Annotated in this window: 18 protein-coding genes and 3 tRNA genes; 4 read left to right on the top strand and 17 right to left on the bottom strand. The window is 70.2% G+C overall.

Annotated elements, in window-relative coordinates; translation table 11 throughout:
• Nucleotides 1–14: 14 nt before the first annotated feature.
• The gene (locus tag AC1DIW_RS18145; protein ID WP_478109930.1) at nt 15–758 is read left to right on the top strand and encodes a DUF4386 domain-containing protein; all 744 of its coding nucleotides are present in this window, start codon (nt 15–17) and stop codon (nt 756–758) included.
• 40 nt (nt 759–798) lie between these two features.
• On the opposite strand, the gene AC1DIW_RS18140 is transcribed toward AC1DIW_RS18145, so the two are convergent.
• The 6 genes from AC1DIW_RS18140 to AC1DIW_RS18115 all read right to left on the bottom strand — a co-directional run bounded on the left by AC1DIW_RS18140 (nt 799) and on the right by AC1DIW_RS18115 (nt 5,237).
• Nucleotides 799–1,248: an SRPBCC family protein gene (locus tag AC1DIW_RS18140; protein ID WP_478109928.1), complete on the bottom strand. Its 450-nt coding sequence runs from the start codon at nt 1,246–1,248 to the stop codon at nt 799–801.
• A gap of 9 nt (nt 1,249–1,257) precedes the next feature.
• Nucleotides 1,258–2,154, bottom strand: coding sequence for a hypothetical protein (locus tag AC1DIW_RS18135; protein WP_478109927.1), 897 nt, complete (start codon nt 2,152–2,154; stop codon nt 1,258–1,260).
• A 122-nt stretch (nt 2,155–2,276) separates the two neighbouring features.
• Nucleotides 2,277–2,786, bottom strand: coding sequence for a mycothiol transferase (locus AC1DIW_RS18130; protein WP_478109925.1), 510 nt, complete (start codon nt 2,784–2,786; stop codon nt 2,277–2,279).
• 38 nt (nt 2,787–2,824) lie between these two features.
• Nucleotides 2,825–4,012: an alkaline phosphatase family protein gene (locus tag AC1DIW_RS18125; protein ID WP_478109924.1), complete on the bottom strand. Its 1,188-nt coding sequence runs from the start codon at nt 4,010–4,012 to the stop codon at nt 2,825–2,827.
• Between the two features lie 87 nt (nt 4,013–4,099).
• On the bottom strand, nt 4,100–5,053 hold the full coding sequence (locus AC1DIW_RS18120) for a sulfurtransferase (RefSeq protein ID WP_478109922.1): 954 nt from the start codon (nt 5,051–5,053) through the stop codon (nt 4,100–4,102).
• A gap of 25 nt (nt 5,054–5,078) precedes the next feature.
• Nucleotides 5,079–5,237: a DUF1059 domain-containing protein gene (locus AC1DIW_RS18115; RefSeq protein WP_442277203.1), complete on the bottom strand. Its 159-nt coding sequence runs from the start codon at nt 5,235–5,237 to the stop codon at nt 5,079–5,081.
• Nucleotides 5,238–5,286: 49 nt separating this feature from the next.
• Here AC1DIW_RS18115 and AC1DIW_RS18110 point away from each other — a divergent pair, with 49 nt between their 5' ends.
• Nucleotides 5,287–6,039 carry an AfsR/SARP family transcriptional regulator gene (locus AC1DIW_RS18110; RefSeq protein WP_478109920.1) on the top strand — a complete coding sequence of 251 codons (753 nt, stop codon included), beginning with the start codon at nt 5,287–5,289 and terminating at the stop codon, nt 6,037–6,039.
• 53 nt (nt 6,040–6,092) lie between these two features.
• Here AC1DIW_RS18110 and AC1DIW_RS18105 read toward each other — a convergent pair whose 3' ends face one another.
• The 4 genes from AC1DIW_RS18105 to AC1DIW_RS18090 all read right to left on the bottom strand — a co-directional run bounded on the left by AC1DIW_RS18105 (nt 6,093) and on the right by AC1DIW_RS18090 (nt 9,713).
• On the bottom strand, nt 6,093–7,685 hold the full coding sequence (locus AC1DIW_RS18105; protein WP_478109918.1) for an LCP family protein: 1,593 nt from the start codon (nt 7,683–7,685) through the stop codon (nt 6,093–6,095).
• A 226-nt stretch (nt 7,686–7,911) separates the two neighbouring features.
• Nucleotides 7,912–7,988, bottom strand: a tRNA-Phe gene (locus tag AC1DIW_RS18100).
• Between the two features lie 57 nt (nt 7,989–8,045).
• On the bottom strand, nt 8,046–8,567 hold the full coding sequence (locus AC1DIW_RS18095) for a hypothetical protein (protein WP_478109917.1): 522 nt from the start codon (nt 8,565–8,567) through the stop codon (nt 8,046–8,048).
• 123 nt (nt 8,568–8,690) lie between these two features.
• Nucleotides 8,691–9,713: a M12 family metallopeptidase gene (locus AC1DIW_RS18090; protein ID WP_478109915.1), complete on the bottom strand. Its 1,023-nt coding sequence runs from the start codon at nt 9,711–9,713 to the stop codon at nt 8,691–8,693.
• A 176-nt stretch (nt 9,714–9,889) separates the two neighbouring features.
• On the opposite strand from AC1DIW_RS18090, the gene AC1DIW_RS18085 reads away from it, so the two are divergent.
• On the top strand, nt 9,890–11,326 hold the full coding sequence (locus AC1DIW_RS18085; protein ID WP_478109913.1) for a GuaB1 family IMP dehydrogenase-related protein: 1,437 nt from the start codon (nt 9,890–9,892) through the stop codon (nt 11,324–11,326).
• Between the two features lie 175 nt (nt 11,327–11,501).
• Here AC1DIW_RS18085 and AC1DIW_RS18080 read toward each other — a convergent pair whose 3' ends face one another.
• The 3 genes from AC1DIW_RS18080 to AC1DIW_RS18070 are packed head-to-tail and all read right to left on the bottom strand — an operon-like array spanning nt 11,502 to nt 14,575.
• Complete coding sequence (locus AC1DIW_RS18080) at nt 11,502–12,203, bottom strand: HAD family hydrolase (protein ID WP_478109911.1); 702 nt, start codon at nt 12,201–12,203, stop codon at nt 11,502–11,504.
• 5 nt (nt 12,204–12,208) lie between these two features.
• The gene (locus AC1DIW_RS18075; protein ID WP_478109909.1) at nt 12,209–13,489 is read right to left on the bottom strand and encodes a fatty acid desaturase family protein; all 1,281 of its coding nucleotides are present in this window, start codon (nt 13,487–13,489) and stop codon (nt 12,209–12,211) included.
• A gap of 15 nt (nt 13,490–13,504) precedes the next feature.
• Complete coding sequence (locus AC1DIW_RS18070; protein WP_478109908.1) at nt 13,505–14,575, bottom strand: ferredoxin reductase; 1,071 nt, start codon at nt 14,573–14,575, stop codon at nt 13,505–13,507.
• 84 nt (nt 14,576–14,659) lie between these two features.
• Between AC1DIW_RS18070 and AC1DIW_RS18065 the strand changes: the two genes are divergently transcribed.
• Nucleotides 14,660–15,865, top strand: a complete 1,206-nt coding sequence (locus AC1DIW_RS18065; protein ID WP_478110037.1) for a PucR family transcriptional regulator — start codon at nt 14,660–14,662, stop codon at nt 15,863–15,865.
• On the opposite strand, the gene AC1DIW_RS18060 is transcribed toward AC1DIW_RS18065, so the two are convergent.
• The 4 genes from AC1DIW_RS18060 to AC1DIW_RS18045 all read right to left on the bottom strand — a co-directional run bounded on the left by AC1DIW_RS18060 (nt 15,766) and on the right by AC1DIW_RS18045 (nt 18,229).
• Nucleotides 15,766–16,830, bottom strand: coding sequence for a D-2-hydroxyacid dehydrogenase family protein (locus AC1DIW_RS18060; RefSeq protein ID WP_478109906.1), 1,065 nt, complete (start codon nt 16,828–16,830; stop codon nt 15,766–15,768). The two genes, AC1DIW_RS18065 and AC1DIW_RS18060, sit on opposite strands and share 100 nt — an antisense overlap.
• 81 nt (nt 16,831–16,911) lie before the next feature.
• Nucleotides 16,912–16,985: transfer RNA gene (locus AC1DIW_RS18055), tRNA-Asp, on the bottom strand.
• 32 nt (nt 16,986–17,017) lie between these two features.
• A tRNA-Glu gene (locus AC1DIW_RS18050) sits at nt 17,018–17,090 on the bottom strand.
• 92 nt (nt 17,091–17,182) lie between these two features.
• Nucleotides 17,183–18,229, bottom strand: coding sequence for a PHP domain-containing protein (locus AC1DIW_RS18045; RefSeq protein WP_478109905.1), 1,047 nt, complete (start codon nt 18,227–18,229; stop codon nt 17,183–17,185).
• Nucleotides 18,230–18,266: the final 37 nt, after the last annotated feature.

Here is an 18,266-nt window from a genome sequence, read left to right as displayed (position 1 = left end):
GGAGGCGGCTTCGAGTGAGGGTCATCATCGGCAATCGTGAGGAGACTGTCAGAGGTCGTCGCGCGACGGCTCCCTTCAGGACGAACGCGGTGGTCGCGGGAGTCTTGTTCATCGTGGCAACCGTGGCGAGTCTTCTGAGCGGACCCTTCCTGGCTCCGGTGACGGGCGTCGACCACCTCGCCGACGCGGCGGCACACGAGAGCCAGGTGGCCATGGGTGTGCTGCTCGGGCTCATCGCCGCGTTCGCGGCGCCGGGCATCGCGATCGCGCTGTATCCGGTGCTGCGAAGGTTCGGTGAGGGCTTGGCGCTCGGAGCTGTCGGCTTCAGGCTCATGGAGGGGATCTTCTACGCCTTGGGCATGTGGGCGTTGCTGTCACTGTCGACGTTGAGCCGGGCATTCGCCGTCGCGGGAGCGCCCCGTGGCGCGGGCTACGCGGTCCTCGGTGACGCGCTGCTGGGGCAGTACCACTGGCTGGCTGATGCCGGACTGCTGTTGGCCTTCAGCGTCGGCGGGCTCTTGTACTACCTGCTGTTCTACCGCAGCAGGCTCATCCCGATCTGGCTGTCGGCGTGGGGAATTGCCGGGGTGGTCCTGCTGATGCTCGCGGGGGTGCTCATCATCTTCGGCACCATCAGTCCACTGTCGACAGCTCAGGTCGCCCTGGCCGTCCCGATCGGACTGCAGGAGATGGTGTTGGCCGTCTGGCTCCTCGTCAAGGGCTTCGACCGCTCCGCCCTGGCGGCGCTGGAGTCCTGACGGTTGACCGATTTCGATGACTGGGCCGGCCCACCTCCGGTCAGGGCTCGGCTGCCCGCTCGTGCTCGAGGTGCACCTTCATGCTCTGCCAGATGCGCTCTTCCTGACGTCGACCGAGCCAGACGATCAGCGGACCCAACAGGTGCAGCGCCCCTTTGGGGCGGACCTGGCCGGACCAGCTCATGCGCGTTCCTGCGGCGACCGGCTCGAAGCGCAGGACGTAGCGGATGTCGGCCTGCGCCATCGTCGTGACCGATGCGAGGAGCTTCGGCCGGTCGAAGTCCGTGATCTCGATGAGCAGGTCCGCGGTGCGGCCGCCCGACCACACGGCGGAGCGGAAGGTCGTGCCGCGGCCGACGGGCGCGGCGCCGACCTTCTGGGCGCGGACCATCCGCGGGTTGTACTGCGGCTCGTTGGTCTGGTCGGCCACGTAGTCGAAGACCACGTCCACGGGACTGGCGATCGTGATGTCACCCTCGATGCCCGCCACGTCGCTCCCTCAGCCCGGGCTGCCAGCGGAGCCCGCGTCGGCCGGCTCGCCTCGGGCGCCCAGCACCAGCAGCGCGAACGCGAGGACGTAGAGTCCGGCGATCACCGGCTCCAACGCATCGAAGGCCACGGCATCCGGCACTCCGGCCCAGACCTGGAACGGCATCCCGACGAGATAGCTGATCTGCTCGGGGATGCCTGACAGCAGGGCCACGAACGCCAGCACGTAGCCCCACGCGGACCGGCGCCACAGCAGCACGGCGCCCACGGCATACAACGGCACCTGCACGGCCAGGTCCAGCACGGCCGACGTGTGGATGAGCGCGGTGGACTCCACGAGGCGGCTGCCCACGGGCACCGTCCCGTTGACCGCGTTGACGACCGCCGCCGCGATCCACATGCCGCCGAGCGAGATCGCGAGGATTCCCAGTGCCGCCGCCACGGGCCACACCTGCCGCATCCCGCGGAACTGCTCTCTCACCATGTCGATCTCGAGACCGCCGATGGTGAGCACCATGGCGATCAGGCTCGAGGAGAAGACCGCCACGTGGAGCAGGAAGAGGTCGTTGAAATCGGTGGCGAAGACGTAGAAGGCGTAGCCGTAGACGAGGTCGGCGAGCAGTCCGGCGGTCACCAGCCGGCCCAGCAGCGAACCGCGCCGGGCACGACCCACGGCCAGGGCCAGCGCCGGTACGACCAGGACCGCCGTCACCACGTCGTAACCGCGCAGGATCTCCGCGGTCGACCGGGCACCGGTGTAGACCCCGTCGATCACGAGCCCCGCCACCGACGCCGCGAGGGCGAGGGCCGCAGTGACCCAGACGACCGCCGCCGTCCCGGTGCCCAAGGTGCGGGGCTGCACCTGACCCTGCAGCCTCGGCTGCTCCCGGCTGCCGATCGTGGCCATGGTGGTCGCCTCCTCGACGGAGCAGCCTGCCGGCCGAAGGCTGGCACGACCACTTCGTACCATCACCACACTAGGCAGCTGGGACCGAAGGGGGCAGGGCCGAAGGTCCCCGCGCCGGCAGGTCACTCGCCCGTGGGACCCCCGGCGAGCTCGGCGACGATGTCGAGGTGGCCCACGTGCCTCGCGTACTCCTGGACGAGGTGCAGGAGCACCCGTTCGAGGGTGGCCGGTGGGCGACCCTCCCAGCGGGGGCCGGGCTGACCGACATCGTCCAGACCGTGCGACTCGATGACCGCGTTGCTGCGTCGAGCCTGCGCGCGGAAGGCCGCGAGGAGGTCGTCGAGCGTCTCCGTGTCAGCGACGAACCAGCGCCCGTCGCGGCGGTCGGCCCATGGTTCGGTAATGACCGCACCCTCGAATCCCCATTCGAGCCAGCGTTGCTCGACATGCGTCAGATGCTTCAAGAGCTGAACCGGGGTCCAGCCGGACGGGACGCGTGTGACCCGCTGCTCGTCGACGGGGATGCCTTCGACCCTGCTGGCGACCTGGTCGCGGAAGTAGTCGAGATACCGAAGCATCACCTCGGTGCGGGTCGATGCGGCATCGGTCGGCTCGGGGAAGGTCGGGCTCATCGGCCGAGTATGACCGGCGTGCGTCCGACCGTGGCCTGTTACACGGGCTTATGGGGTTTCGGAGGCTTCGGATGGACCAGGCCGTCGGTCGGGGGAGCCACGACGCTGCCGTCAAGCGTCACGAGCGGGGGCATCGGCTGGCCCAACGGGTCCGGCCACGGTGCGGTCGGCTGGGGTGGGGTCGGCGGGCTGGGCGTTGTGGGCTGGGTGATCACCGTTCCGGGTGCCGGCGGGACGGACCTGCTGACGGCAGGGTCGACCAGGTGTGCCAGCGACGGGGCCGTGTCGACGCGTGGGACCTCCATGGGCGGCAGGCCGAGCAGGTCGATGATCGTCTTGGGGATGCTGGCGTGGGAGTGCCAGCGGGCATCGATGTGTTGACCGACCTTGCCCCCGAACATGACCAGCGGTATCCGTGAGCCACCGATGGCGGCATACCCGTCGGGGTGCAGTGCGTCGGGAACGGTCTCGATCGCCGGCGTCGGCACCGAGTCGGCGTAACCGCCCCAGTCGTCCCAGGTCAGCACGAAGGTGGTGTCGTCCCAGCCCCCGCCGTCGATGACGGCCTGGACCCGCTGCCAGACGAGGTCATGGCCCTTGGTGACGTAGCCGGGGTCGCTGACGAAGGGCGGGTGTTCGTCGTAGCCCGCCGGGCTCCACACGTAGCAGACCTGCGGGAGGGTGCCCGCCTTCGCCATCGGGACGAACTGGCTGGGCGGGTACACGTGGGCGTTGCCGGGGGCCGTGCTCAACGAGGCGTAGAACTTCGTCGGGTAGCCCGACTGGTCGGGGAAGGCAGCCCACCCGACGCCGGCGGTCTGGGCGACGGAGAAGATCGAGGGCAGGTCCCAGACCGGGTGGGGGCCGACGAACGGCGGGTTCTTCATGGTCGGCATCTGACCCCCGATGGCCAGCATGTGACCGGGCGTCGAGTTCGACCCGGACCCGAAGTGGTGGTCGCAGAACACGAACTGCTTCGCCAGCCACGAGTAGAACGGGATCACCACGTCGCTGTCGACCTGCGCGGACAGCGCCGGGTAGTCGCCCATCGAGTAGTGGACCCACGCGTTGCGGTCGTGGGGCTGGTCGAAGTCGGGAGGGCTGGACAGCAACGGCCCGTGGTTCGCGACGGCGGCGCCCCAGGCCGCCAGGGCGGAGAAGTAGAAGTCGGTCGTCTTGTTCTCCTGCAGGAACACGACCACCCGGTGCCCAGGAATCTCGCTCATTCCGGCGCCTCCCGATCTCCTCGCGTGCAGCTCGTCGTCAGACCCAGCCAAGCACTCGAACCCGTCGTCGGCCAGGTGCGGAGGCGCTCAGCCCTGAGGCAGACGCGCCTTTCCGCGTCCCGCAGGGGTGCGTTCCACGGGGCTTGCCGCGTCCAGCCCCCACTCCGCCCAGGACCCGTCGTAGACACGGACGCCGGGGCGGCCCAGCAGATGGGTCAGGACGAACCAGGTGGTGGCGGCCCGCGCGCCGACCGTGCAGTACGTGATGATCCCCGTCAGCCGCGCGAGGTCGGCACTGGTGAAGATGCACGTCAGCTCCGCGGCGTCGCGGAACGAGCCGCGCTCGTCCAGCACCCTGGTGATCGGGACGTGCACGGCGGTGGGAACGTGGCCCGTCCGGCCGCCGACCTGCTGTCCTCCGGAGGGCCAGAACTGGTCACCCCGGTACTCCGCCTCGGAGCGGACGTCCAGGATCACGGTGCCTGCGTCCTCGATGGCTCGCTCGACATCCTCGCGTCCCGCCCTCATCGCGGGATCAACCCCTTCGAGCCGGTAGGCGGTGGGCGTCGGAGACGGCACCGCCCTGGTCACCGGGCGACCCTGCGCCTGCCACGTGTCCAGGGAGCAGTCGAGCAGCCCGACCCGTCGGTGTCCGTGGGCCTGGAGGAGCCACAGTCCCAGGGCCGGGGCGTAGCCGGTGAACACCACGAGGGTGTCGGCATCGATCCCGGAGTCGCGAACCAGTCGTTCGACGGCCGCCGGGTCGACGAGCTGGAAGTCGGGGCGTCTGAGGTCCGTGTAGATGTTCCAGAGCACGGCACCCGGGAGGTGCGCGGCGTCGTAGCCGGCGGCAGCGACGTCGACGTGGATGATGCGGACACCGCCATCGGCAAGGTGCTCGTGCAGCCAGCCGGGGTCGATCAGGAGCGCGCCGCGTCCCTGGCCGACCTGGCCGACCTGGCCGACCTGGCCGACGTGGCCGAGCTGACCGGCCTGACCGGCCTGACCGGCATACGTGCTGACAACTGAGGAACCGTCCATGCTGACCACCTCGGGCCTTCAGGACCTATTCGATGTGGATCCAGCCCAGCAGGTCCTCGTCCCGGACTGTCTCCAGGAGTTCGGGATGGTCAGCGCGCATGTGCTCCCGGATCGCGTCGATCACCAGTTCGTCGGTGTCGCCGTGAGCCACGAACCCGCATTCGCAGCGGATGATTCTGGCCATGTCGTCCTCCTCTCATGGTGTACGCCGATGGCCTTGCCACAATGTTGGCATGACGTTGGCGTCGCCGATCGCGACGAGGATTCAGCTCTGCGGGCCGCCCGTGATCGAGCTGCAGGGCCAACGCCTCGACGACCGCCTCGCCGGGCACCAGAGCGTTCTCCTGTTCGCCTACCTCGTCCTCAACCGTCACCGGGTCAGCAGCCGCGACGACGTGCAGCGGGCCCTCTGGCCGGACGGACCCGGGCACGCGTCCGGCCTCAATCCCCTCGTCTCCAAGCTGCGCAAGGTCCTGGGTGCCGGCCTGGTCGAAGGGCGGTCGGGCCTTCGGCTGCGGCTGCCCAGCGACGCCGTGGTCGACGTCGAGGCCGCTCGTCGGGCGGTCCACACCGCTGAGTCCCAGATCGCCTTGGCACACTGGAAGCAGGCGTGGGCGCCCGCGCAGGTCGCGATGTTCATCACGGAGAGAGAGTTCCTGCCGGGGGAGGAGGCGCCGTGGATCGAGGAGGAGCGCCGAGAGCTCACCGCCGTCGCGCTCCGCGCACTGCAGGCGTATGCCGTCGCCGCACTGGGCACGGGCGGCACCGAGCTTCCTGCCGCCGTGCGGGCAGGGCGCCGACTCGTCCGGTTGGCTCCGCTCCACGAGAGCGGACACCAGGTCCTCATGCAGGCGCTGGCTCGCGAGGGCAACGTCGCCGAGGCCTTGACGGTCTACGCCGACCTGCAGGTGCTGCTCCGTGAGGAGCTGGGGGTGTCGCCCAGCGCGGCCAGCCAACGGGTCTTCGAAGGCCTGCTGCACGGCTGATGACCGGCTGCGTCCACCATGACGACGGACCGCCCAGCCCCCCCGACGCCGACCTACTTCACGCAGGGGATCCCGCCACCGGACAGGTCGGTCAGGGCCGTCGGGGGCGGCCCGGACCGACCGCCTCCCACCGCGGACACGGCAGTCGCCGGCGGCGGCGCAGGGGTCGTGGCCGTGCCCGAGGGGGTGGCCGAGGCCGGGAGCGTGAACCCGTTGCCGAGGCGGACGATGAGTGATCCCGACGGCGTGGAGGCGCGTTCCCGGATCTCCAGCCCGCCGAGGAGGCCGGCGAGCGACTGGGCGGCCGCGGAGTCACCGGGGGCGTAGTCGACGACCGAGCCGGTGCGCGGCACTCCGGTGGAGACGAGGCCGGCCCGGTAGCCCTTGGCCACGGCGGCGTCGAGCACGAGCCGGGCCTGGCCGGCGACCCCGGACTCGTTGATGACGTCGACCTTGCGGTCAGGCACGGGCGTCGTCGTCGCCGAGGGTTTCGGTGTCGCTGGTGCCGTCGGCGCATTGCCGGTGCTCAGGATCGCGTGCACCGTGCTGCGGATCACCGGCACGTTGACGAAGTTGACCGACTGTCCGCGAGAGTCGAAGCCGAAGCGCTCGACCGGGAGCGTGAAGAAGTGCAGGTTGCCGCCCGAGATCGCCGAAGCGTCCCGCGCCAGACCGATCGGGTCGAGCCCGGCATCGATCGCCGTGTTCTGCTTCGCCACGTTGACCAGGCCCGTGATGGTCGCCGGGTTGATGAACGTGTTGGCCTGCTTGAGCTGGTGGAAGAGCGAGGCGATGAAGGCCTGCTGGCGGCGGGACCGGTCCAGGTCGGTGAACTGCAGGTCGGGGTGCACCGTGTCCCGGCGCTGGCGCACGAACGCCATGGCCTGCGAGGCGTCGATCTCCTGCAGTCCGGCGTGGAAGTTGGCGCCGGAGAAGGTGTCCTGGGTGTCCTCCTTGACGCACACCTGGATCGGCTGCACGTTCTGCGCGATCTGGTAGAAGGCCACCATCGTCACCTCGACGAAGTGGTCGATCGGCACGCCCCCGAGGAACTGCCGGACCGTCGCGATCTCGGTCTTGCGACCCGCCTCGCGCGCCTGCTGGTTGGCCGGGTGACCGGTGACGCCCTTCTTGGCCAGTGCACGTTGCTCCTGGTCGTACGCCAGCCCGTAGGCCTCCTTGATCTTGCCCTTGCACTCGCCGTCGGGACAGCCGACGAAGTCGACGTAGTCGTCACGGGGGATCGAGATGGCTGTGGCGCGGGTGCCGTCGCCCGGGATGTGCACGAGCATGAGCACGTTGGTGTTGAGGCCCCCGATGCTCGCGTCGCCGGTGTGGAGCGCGTCGTACATCGCCTTCGGCAGCGGGTCGCCGTTCTCGTCGAGGCGGCTGTCGAGACCCATGATGAGCAGGTTCGTGTCGCCGTGGGTCGACTGCGTGCCTCCGGCCAACGCCGCCGAACGGCGTATGCCGCTGTCGAGCGAGTGGTACTGGTAGGCGCCGTAGCCGGCCAGTGCCAGGACCAGGACCCCGACGACGCCCAGGATCCACCAGCGTCGGCCACGACGCGGCCGGTCCGAACGGTGCCCGGACACCTCCTCCGCGTCAGGCGCGGACGCCGAAGCGGGCTCGGCGTCGCCGCTCATGCTCGGCTCCCCGTCGTGCGGCCTTCCGTGACGTTGGCACCGTCCCCGCTCAGGCGCGACTGTCCGACGAACTCATCCATGCTGCTCACTGCTGCTCCTCTGGTGTCGTCCGCCTTCGCTGCGCGACGACCTGTCTGTGGACGAGGGTTCCAGTTCGCTCTGAATGGTTGCTGGGGGCAGCCGGAAAAGGCAAACCGCAGGCCACGAGGTGACCTGCGGTTTGGGGTGGTGGCCAGGGGCGGGGTCGAACCGCCGACCTTCCGATTTTCAGTCGGACGCTCGTACCAACTGAGCTACCTGGCCGGGACAACGAGTGGAACTATAGCCGACCCGTTGCCCCTTCCCGCAAACCGTCCGGCGTCACGCGGACGGTCCCTTGGTGCGCACGTCCGCGACGCGCGACATGGCCTCCTGCAGCTCCCCGAGCCAGTCGCTCTCGTGCTGGCCGACGAGCTTGACGCACCAGGCGAGCGCCTCGGCGCGGGACCGGGCCACGCCGGCGTCGACGAGGGTGTCGAGGACGCGGCGTTCGGGCTGGCGCAGCCGGGTCATCGCCGGGGCTGCGACGTGCGTGAACAGCTCGGTGCGATCGCCGACGCGCACGGCCCAGGAGACCTTGCGCTCGAAACGGTGCTCGGCCTCGCGGGCGATCTCGATGCGGCGGCCGCGGGTGTCCTCGCGGAAGGCCTTGGTGCGGCCGGCGCGCGCCTCGTCGCGCTCGGCGTCGCTCGACCCGTCGGGCAGGTCGACGTCGGCGATGGTGAGGACGACGGTGATCTCCTCGCGGTCGACGGTGATCTCGGGTGGCGTGCTGCGCCACTCCTCGGGGAGGCGGCCGACGAACCAGCCGCGCACCCGCTCCAATGCTTCGTTCGTAATCATGTAATCAGCATTACTCGATTACAGACGCGGGTCAACGTCTTACGCCCGGGGCGAAGCGCGAGGGCGCATGCCGCCCGGTGGCTGGCGGACGGCATACGCCCTCGGTGGAAAGGGTCGCGGTCCTCAGCGGCGGCGGGCACGGATCGAGTACGCGCCGGTGCCGGTCGGCGCGTGGTGGCGCACCTGGGCGACGTAGCGTCCCGGCGTCAGCCCGGCGCGCACGCGGGCGTTGACGCCGAAGCCGCCGTCGTCGTCCTCGCCCACGAGATGGGTGTCGCTGTCAGGTCCGAAGAGCGTCAGGTAGACGTCGGTGGAGCCTCTCGTCGTGACCTCGTAGAGCCCGTCGCTCGCGACGTCGAAGGCGTAGAGGTCCTCCTCGCCCGCTGCCCCGATCGAGGCGTCGACCTTCGGTCCGTCGACGGTGAGCGGCACGGCGTCGCTGACGACCGGAGTCGACCTCGGGTACATCGCGGCCCCGGAGACGAATGCCTTGTCGAGCGAGGACAGGACGTCGTTGGCGTGGGTCGCGACGCCGTTGAGCGTCCACGTCGCGGGGAACGCGTAGAGCATGATCGAGTCGGGGTCGAACTGCGTCCCCTTGATCTGGTCGACCGCGTACTTCATGAAGACGTTGTGGCGCACCTTCGCCTCGTCCCAGCGGTTCGGTGGCCCGGCGAGCGCTGCGATGACGACCGGCTCGTTCCACTGGATGCCGCCCTCGGGGTTCGAGTGCTCGTGCGCCAGCCCGACCGCGTGGCCGAACTCGTGTCCGGCCGTGCCGCCGTCGAGGAAGCCGAGGTTCATCGTCGCCTCGTTGCTGGGAATGCCCTTGTTGTCGGTGCCGACGTAGGACCAGGCGCCGTCGTTGGGGTCGAAGGAGATCCGGATGTCGGCGTCCGGGTGGTCGCCGAAGTCGAAGGCGATGTTGCACGCGGCCTGCCACCAGGCGGCCTGCTCGCGGGCCTTCGCCTGCTGCTCCGGGGTGCCCTCGAGGAAACGGACCTTGAGGCTCGTCCCGTTCATCCACGCCTTGCCGATGGGCGAGATCGCACGATCCGCGCCGTCCGGCCCGCGCACGCGCCGGTGAGGGCGCATCAGGTCCTTGGGAAGGATCCGGTCGAAGCACACGTGCGGCGCATCCGTCATGGCGTTCCCCAATCGATCCGGGGCGCAAGCGCGCCCACGGTCCATCGTCCTCCCGCGGTTTCTCCGCCACAGGAGAAACGGGCGCATGCCGTCCCGTGGGCGTATGCCGTCCGGTGCCCCGATCGCGGGGCCGCCCCGTGCCGTGAGGCCACCTCGGGCGCCTAGAGTTGGTGACCGTGCAGTTCCTCAACGGTCTCCAGCCCCAGCTCGACCTCACCTACGACGACGTCTTCATGGTGCCCAGCCGGTCGTCCGTGACGAGCCGCCTCGACGTCGACCTCTCGACGGTCGACGGGTCGGGCACCACGATCCCGCTCGTCGTGGCCAACATGACCGCCATCGCCGGGCGCCGGATGGCCGAGACGGTCGCGCGACGGGGTGGCATCGCCGTCATCCCCCAGGACATCCCCGTCGAGGTCGTGCGCAACGTCGTCGGCTGGGTCAAGGAGCGCCACCTCGTCCACGACACGGCGATCACGCTCGAGCGGCACATGACAGCGGGTGAGGCGCTCGTGCTCATCGGCAAGCGTGCCCACGGCGTCGCGGTCGTCGTGGACGGCCCGAAGCCCGTCGGCATCGTCAGCGAGAAGGACCTGACCGGCGTGGACCGCTACACGCAGGTGCACGACGTCATGCACGAGGACATGGTCGTGCTGCCGGATACCCTCGACCCGCAGGAGGCCTTCGAGCGGCTGTCCGCGGCGCGCCGCAAGGTCGCTCCCGTCGTCTCCGAGCACGGCGAGCTCGTCGGCATCCTCACCCGGGGCGGTGCGATCCGCGCCGGCCTCTACCGACCCGCCGTCGACGACGACCGGCGACTGCGCGTGGCTGCCGCCGTCGGCATCAACGGCGACGTCGCGGCCAAGGCCGCGGAGGTGCTCGAGACCGGCGCCGACGTCCTCGTCATCGACACCGCCCACGGCCACCAGGACAAGATGATCGAGGCGCTCCGCGCCGTGCGGGCCCTCGACCCGCATGTCCCGGTCGTCGCCGGCAACGTCGTGTCGGCCGCCGGAACCCGCGAGCTCATCGAGGCCGGGGCGGACATCGTCAAGGTCGGCGTCGGCCCCGGCGCGATGTGCACGACCCGGATGATGACCGCCGTTGGTCGCCCGCAGTTCTCGGCAGTGCTCGAATGTGCCACGGCCGCAAGGGAGCTCGGCAAGCACGTCTGGGCCGACGGCGGCGTCCGTCACCCGCGCGACGTCGCCCTGGCGCTCGCGGCCGGCGCGTCGAACGTCATGATCGGTTCTTGGTTCGCCGGCACCCTCGAGTCGCCCGGCGACCTCTACACCGACAACGACGGCCGTCAGTACAAGGAGTCGTTCGGCATGGCGAGCAGCCGAGCGGTCCGCAACCGCACGGCCACCGACACCGAGTACGACCGCGCGCGCAAGGCCCTCTTCGAGGAGGGGATCAGCACGGCTCGGATGTACGTCGACCCGTCACGCCCGTCCGTCGAGGACGTCATCGACGAGATCGTCGCCGGCCTGCGCAGCAGCTGCACGTATGCCGGTGCCCGCAGTCTGGAGGAGTTCCACCAGCGGGCGGTCGTCGGGCTCCAGAGCACGGCCGGTTTCGCCGAGGGGCGGCCGCTCCACACCTCCTGGTGACCACGGCCCCGCCCCCCGCAGCAGCTCCCCCCCGCAACACACCCGGCAAAGGTCAACTGGTCGCGGTTGCAACCCGCACACCCTGACTGTTTCCGGGTGTGTTGCGGGTGGGTGTGCTCGGCAGGGGGAGGGTCGGCGCACGCCACGCCACGCCGCACGGCATACGGCAGACGGCTCAGTGGCGCTTGCGGCCGACCTCGACGATGCGCCAGCCGCGCTCCCGGGCGATCTCGCGCAGCTCTCCGTCCGGGTTGACCGCCACGGCAGTGCCGACCCGCTCCATGATCGGCAGGTCGCTGACGGAGTCGCTGTAGGCGGCGCACCGGTCGAGGTCGTAACCACGCTCGCCGGCCAGCTTCTCGATCTCGATGACCTTGCCGGGGCCGTAGCAGAACTCGCCGGCGAGGTGGCCGGTGTAGCGGCCCTCGTCGTCGAGCTCGCTGCGCGTGGCGACGGCACCCTCGAGACCGAGCGCCGTCGCGATGCGGCTCACGAGCTCGATGGGGGACGCTGACACGACGATCCGGTCATGACCGATCTCACGGGCCTCCGACAGCAGCCTCATCGAGGCCGGGATGGCCTTGCGGACGATGCCCGGTGTGATCGCGTCGGTGAGGTGGATGATGTCGGACTGCCGGATGCCGGCGACGGCCCGGAGGATGCGCTCGCGCAGAGCCTCCGAGCCCTCGTCGGTGGATCCCTTGCGGTGGAAGGAGATCGCGTTGACGGTGTCCTTGACGAGGTCCTTCCACGGCACGTGACCGCCGCGGAAGGCAGCGATCGCGAGCGGGTAGTTGGCGGACCCGCGGATCAAGGTGCGGTCGAGGTCGAAGAAGGCAGCCGTCGGCATGCCCGCGGCCTCGAGGTCACCCGTCAAGGGACTCAGCCCACACTGGCCGCGAGCGGCAGCGCGACGCGCCGCGGCGGGACCGCCGCGTTGACGGCGCCCTTGGGCAGCGGCTTCGGGCGGTTCGGCAGCGCCAGACGGAAGACCTTGGCCCACGCCTGGCCGACCTGCTTCGGCAGCGGGCCCGTCGTGTAGGGCAGGCCGTAGCGCTGGCAGATCTCACGCATCTCGACCGCGACCTCGTGGTAGCGGTTGCTCGGCAGGTCCGGGAAGCAGTGGTGCTCGATCTGGTGGCTGAGGTTGCCGGTCATGAGGTGCATCAGCTTGCTGCCCGAGATGTTGGCCGAGCCGAGCATCTGGCGGATGTACCAGTCGCCGCGGGTCTCGCCCTCGATCTCCTCCTCGGTGAAGACGTCGACACCGTCGGGGAAGTGGCCGCAGAAGATGACCGAGTGCGCCCAGACGTTGCGGATCGCGTTGGCCGTGAAGGTGCCGAGGAGCGCCTGCTTGCCGGAGCCGAACGGCACGGCGGCGAGCGGCGTCGCGGCGTAGTCCTTGGTGAACTGGCGCACCACCTTGCGGCCCACGGCCTTGAGGTCCTTCTTGAGGTCCGCCTTGGACTTCTCGCCGTCCTTGACCGCCTCGAGCTCGAGGTCGTAGATCGCGATGCCCCACTCGAAGAAGGGAGCCAGGATGCCGTTGATGACCGGGTTGAGCAGGTTGAAGGGGCGCCACGGCTGTTCCTCGGCCATCCGCAGGGTGGAGTAGCCCACGTCCTTGTCCTTGCCCAGCACGTTGGTCCACGTGTGGTGCAGGTCGTTGTGGGTGTGCTTCCACGCCGCGGCGGGCGTGACGAAGTCCCACTCCCACGTCGTGGAGTGGATGTCGGGGTCACGCATCCAGTCCCACTGCCCGTGCAGGACGTTGTGCCCGATCTCCATGTTCTCGAGGATCTTCGCGACGGACAGCATCGCCGTCCCGGCGACGAACGCCGTCTTCTTCTTCGACAGGAGCAGCGTGGCGCGGCCGGCGACCTCGAGGGTGCGCTGGACGCGGATGACGCGGCGGATGTAGGCCGCGTCCTTGGCGCCGCGCGTCGCGATGATGCGGTCGCGCAGGGCATCGAGCTCCTGGCCGAGGCGCTCGACGTCGGCGTCGGACAGGTGCGCGGCGGCACTCGGGCGCTTGACGGGTCCGCCGGACGCTGCGAGGACCGGCTTCTTGGGCCGGGTCGTCGTGGCGGTGCCTGCAACGGCACCGACAGCGTCGGCGACGCCGGTGGGCGTCGTCGTCGGTCGGTTCGTGGTGGCGGTCATGGGGTGTTTCCCTTCCTAGATGTCCAGGTGGACGGGTCCGGCAGCGGCGTTGACGCAGGTCTGGATCAGCTCGCCCTCGTCGCCGTGCACCTCGCCGGTGCGCAGGTCGCGGACCTTGCCGGCGACGAGTGGGACGAGGCAGCTGCGGCAGATGCCCATGCGGCACCCGCTCGGCATCACCACGCCGCACTCCTCCCCGGCTTCGAGGAGGGGGACGTCGCCGCCCACCTCCGTCTCCTTGTCCGACTTCTCGAACGTCAGCAGGCCGCCCTCGCCGCCGGATCCCTCCAGCAGGACGGGCGCGAAACGCTCGATGGTCAGGTTGGTGTGGGCGTCGTCGTCACCGTGGCGCAGCCACAGCTCCGTGGCCGCGTCGAGGAACTCCGTGGGCCCGCAGGCGTATGCCGCCCGCTCGCGCCAGTCGGGACAGAGCGTCTCGAGATCGGTGACGTCCGAGAGGTCGAGGCGGCGGCCGCCCTCCTCGCGGGTGAACCAGTGCTTGACCGCGAGGCCGGGGAACTGGTCGGCGAGCTCGAGCAGCTCGTCGTGGAAGAGGGCCTCGTCGCGGGTGCGCGCCGAGTGGATGAGCACGACGTCGGCGTCGGGGCGGCGCGGGACGAGGGTGCGGATCATCGACATGACCGGCGTCAGGCCGCTGCCGGCGGTGAGCATCAGGAGCGGCCGCGGGTGCTCGGGGAGCACGAAGTCGCCCTGGGGGGTGTCGAGGAAGAGGATGTCGCCGACCTTCGTGTCGCGCGCGAGGGCCGTCGAGACGAAGCCGATGGCGGTGACCGTGATGGCTGGGTCGTGACCGACGGCGGCGGACAGCGAGTAGCTGCGCCACTGGCGCACCCCGTCGATCTCGACGCCGATGCGGGCCCACTGGCCGGCGGCGTGGGGGTTCCAGCCGCGACCGGGACGGAAGTGGATCGTCGTCGAGTCGGGGGTCTCACGGACCACCTTCGTGACGACGCCGCGCAGCTGGCGCGCCGAGGACAGCGGGTTCACCAGATTGAGGATGTCCTCGGGCGCGAGCGGGGTCGTCAGGAGCGACGCCACACGCCGGAGAGCTCTGATCTGGGTCATGGTTCCATCTTCGAGGCCGAAGACCCCCCGCGTCTTGGGGTGACGCGTAGTCTTTGAGGGAAGAAACTGTTGCGTCACGACAAAATGCTGGAGGCCGCCGTGGCACAGGACACATCTGACCCGCCGTGGTTGTCTCTGCCCGCCGAAGTTGCGACCGTGCTGCGACCCGTCGTGAAGGACATCGTCGAGGCCATCATCAACGGCATACCCCGTGACGTCCCCGTCTACGCGATGCCCATGGAGGGGCGGTTCGGTCAGGGGGTGCGCCAGGGCGTCACGATCGCGCTCAACCGCTTCCTCGACCTGCCGGGCACGCGTCTGCCGGCCCTGTCCGAGGATGGCAAGTGGGTCTACGAGAGCCTCGGTCGCGGCGAGGTGCGCTCCGGCCGGAGCCTCGAGTCACTGCTCGCCGCCTATCGCTACGGGGCGCGCGTCACCTTCCGGGCGATCTCACGCACGGTGGACGTGTCGCAGATGCCGCCCGACGCGCTGCTCGCGCTGGGGGAGTCGCTCTTCGCCTACATCGACGAGCTGTCGGCGGCGAGCGCGCAGGGCTACGCACAGGAGCAGTCCGAGCGGGCCGGCGAGCAGGTGCGGCTGCGGGGGGAGCTGCTCGAGATGATCCTGCGCGGCGACTCCAGCGACGGCGGGGTGCCTCGCCTCGCCGCAGCCGTCGGGTGGACCCTGCCGGAGGTCGTCGGTGTCGCGCTCGTGCCGTTCCCGCACGTCGACGGGCTGCGAGCGGCTCTGGGGCCGGATGCTCTCGTCGCGGAGCGAGGCAGCGACGTCGTCATCGTCTTCCCGTTCGCCAGCCGCTCGGCTCGCCGGCGCGGCCTGGAGCGCGCGCTGCGAGGACGCCGTGCCATCGTCGGCCCACCGAGGCCGTGGCAGCAGGCGGGGGAGTCCCTGCACCTCGCGACGTCCGCGGGCGCGCACGGCATCGGGCCGGCGCCGGACCAGCCCGACGGCGACGCGGCCCCGGTCTGGGTCGAGGACCACCTCGCCGAGCTCGTCGTGCACGCCGAGCCGCTCGCCACCGACGACCTCGCCCGCACGCGGCTCGCGCCACTCGACGGGCTGCGGCCTGCGGTCCGTGAACGACTCACCGAGACGCTTTTGTCGTGGTTGCGCCACCAGGGGCAGCGGGCGCCGATCGCGGAGGAGCTGTTCGTGCACCAGCAGACCGTGGGCTACCGGGTCGCGCAGCTCAAGGAGCTCTTCGGCGACGCGCTCGATGACCCCGAGGTGCGCTTCGAGCTCGAGCTCGTCCTGCGGGCCGGCCACCGCTGAGCGCGACCCGTCAGAGCAGGCGGATGGGACCCGTCGAGGTATGCCGTCACGGCCTCGACGACGCCTCCGAAGAAGGTCGCGTAGACGTCGCGGGTGACGTAGCCGAGATGGGGCGTCAGGAGCGTGCGCGGCGCCGTGCGGAGCGGGTGGCCCGCGGGCAGCGGCTCCTCGTCGAAGACGTCGAGGCCGACTCCGCCCAGATGGCCTCGCTCGAGGGCGGCGAGCAGGGCGCGCCCGTCGACGATGGGTCCTCGCGAGGTGTTGACGAGCAGGGCGTGGGGGCGCATCAGTGCGAGCTCGCGCTCGCCGACGAGGCCTCGGGTCCCGTCGACGAGCGGCAGGTGGACCGAGACGACGTCGGAGCTGGCGAGCAGCTCGTCGAGCGGAACGGCCCGGGCCCCGACGGCCTCCGCGCGGGCAGGCGTGAGGTTGCGGCTCCAGGCGACGACGTCCATCCCGAAGGCGCGCCCGACAGTCGCGACCTGTGAGCCGATCCGGCCGAGCCCCAGCAGGCCCAGGGTGTGGCCGCTGAGGTCGCTGCCGACCGTCGTCTGCCAGCCACCGTCCCGCACGGCGGTGGCCTCGGGCACGAGATGCCGTGCCAGCCCGAGGATCAGGGCCCACGTCAGCTCGGCCGGAGCCGTCGCGAGGCTGTCGGTGCCGCAGACGGTGATGCCTGCGGCAGTCGCGGCAGCGACGTCGATGCTCGGGTTGCGCCGGCCGGTCGTGACGACGAGCCGCAGCCGGGGGAGGGCCGCCAGCACGTCAGCCGGCAGGGCCGTGCGCTCGCGCATGACGACGACGGCGTCAAAGGGCGCTAGACGCTGCACCAGGGCGTCCGGGTCGCTCACGTGGTCGCGAAACACCTCGACGGTGCACGGCGTGCGCGGGTGGTCGGTGACGTCTGACCAGTCGGCACTGGTCAGGGCCACGCCCTGGTAGTCGTCGAGCACCGCGATCCGCACGCGCCCACCTTAGGAGACGGGTCGGTCCCCGGAACGGCAGAAGCGCCGCTCTCTGCTGAGAGCGGCGCTTCCTGAGTGAAGCGACCCCGACCGGGCTCGAACCGGCGACCTCCGCCGTGACAGGGCGGCGCGCTAACCAACTGCGCTACGGGGCCTTACTGGGTGGTGCGTGTGGAACTCTACTGCGTATCCCCAACGGGATTCGAACCCGTGCTGCCGCCGTGAAAGGGCGGAGTCCTAGGCCGCTAGACGATGGGGACCTGCCCGACCTATCCGTTGGGACGTCGAAACTATATGGGAGTTTCTGGCACCGTCCAAATCGGCTCCCGAGGCCCCTCCGAGGGGTGCTTGATCAGCCCTTGGCCCAGGCTCGCACGTCATCGACCGGCCACGTCGTGACGATCCGCTCGGCCGGGATGCCGAGGCGCTCGGCGCGCTCGCAGCCCAACGACTTCATGTCGAGCTGACCCGGCGCGTGTGCGTCGGAGTCGATGGTGAAGAGGCAGCCGAGGTCGCGCGCCAGCTCGATGAGCTCGTCGGGCGGGTCGCAGCGCTCGGGCCGCGAGTTGATCTCGACCGCGACGTCGTTCTCGAGGCACGCCCGGAAGACCTTCTCGGCGTCGAACTGGGACGGCGGCCGCTTGCCGCGCCCTCCGGTGACGAGCTGACCCGTGCAGTGGGCCAGCACGTTGGTGCGCGGGTTGCGCACGGCCGCGACCATGCGCGGCGTCATCTCGAACGACGGTTGACGCAGCTTCGAGTGGATCGACGCGGTGACGACGTCGAGCTGGTCGAGCATGTCGTCGTCCTGGTCGAGCGTGCCATCGAGGTGGATGTCGACCTCGATGCCCTTGAGCAGCGTGAACGCGTCGCCGAGGCTCGCGTTGATGGCCTCGACACGCTTCAGCTGGTCGGTGAGGCGCTCGCGGGACAGTCCGTTGGCGATGGTCAGGCGGGGGGAGTGGTCCGTCAGCGCCATCCACTCCTGGCCGAGCTCGACGGCTGCAAGGACCATCTCCTCGATGGGGCTGCCACCGTCGCTCCAGTTGGAGTGCGCGTGCAGGTCACCGCGGAGGGCGGCATACAGCTCGGCGCCGCCGCGGGTCAGTGGCTCGCCGTGCTTCCCCTCCGCCGAGACGAGGTATGCCGGCAGGACGCCGCGCACGGCCTGGCCGATGATCGCTGCGCTCGAGTCACCGATTCCCTTGATCTGCTTGAGAGTTCCGGCCTCGACGCGTTCACGCAGCTCGTCGTCGGAGATCAGGGTGATGGCCTCGATGGTCTTGCGGAAGGCGTCGACGCGGTAGCTGCTCTCGCGGCCGCGCTCGAGGAGGAAGCAGATCCGGCGCAGCGCGTCGAGAGGACTGATCGGTGCCTGCGGAGTGGTTGGCTGCTCCATGGCGAGCAGCCTAACCGCGCCGGCCGACGTGAGGCCG

It is taken from the genome of Terrabacter sp. 01T434 (assembly GCF_056398545.1).
This window is presented reverse-complemented; position numbering and strand designations above follow the sequence as displayed.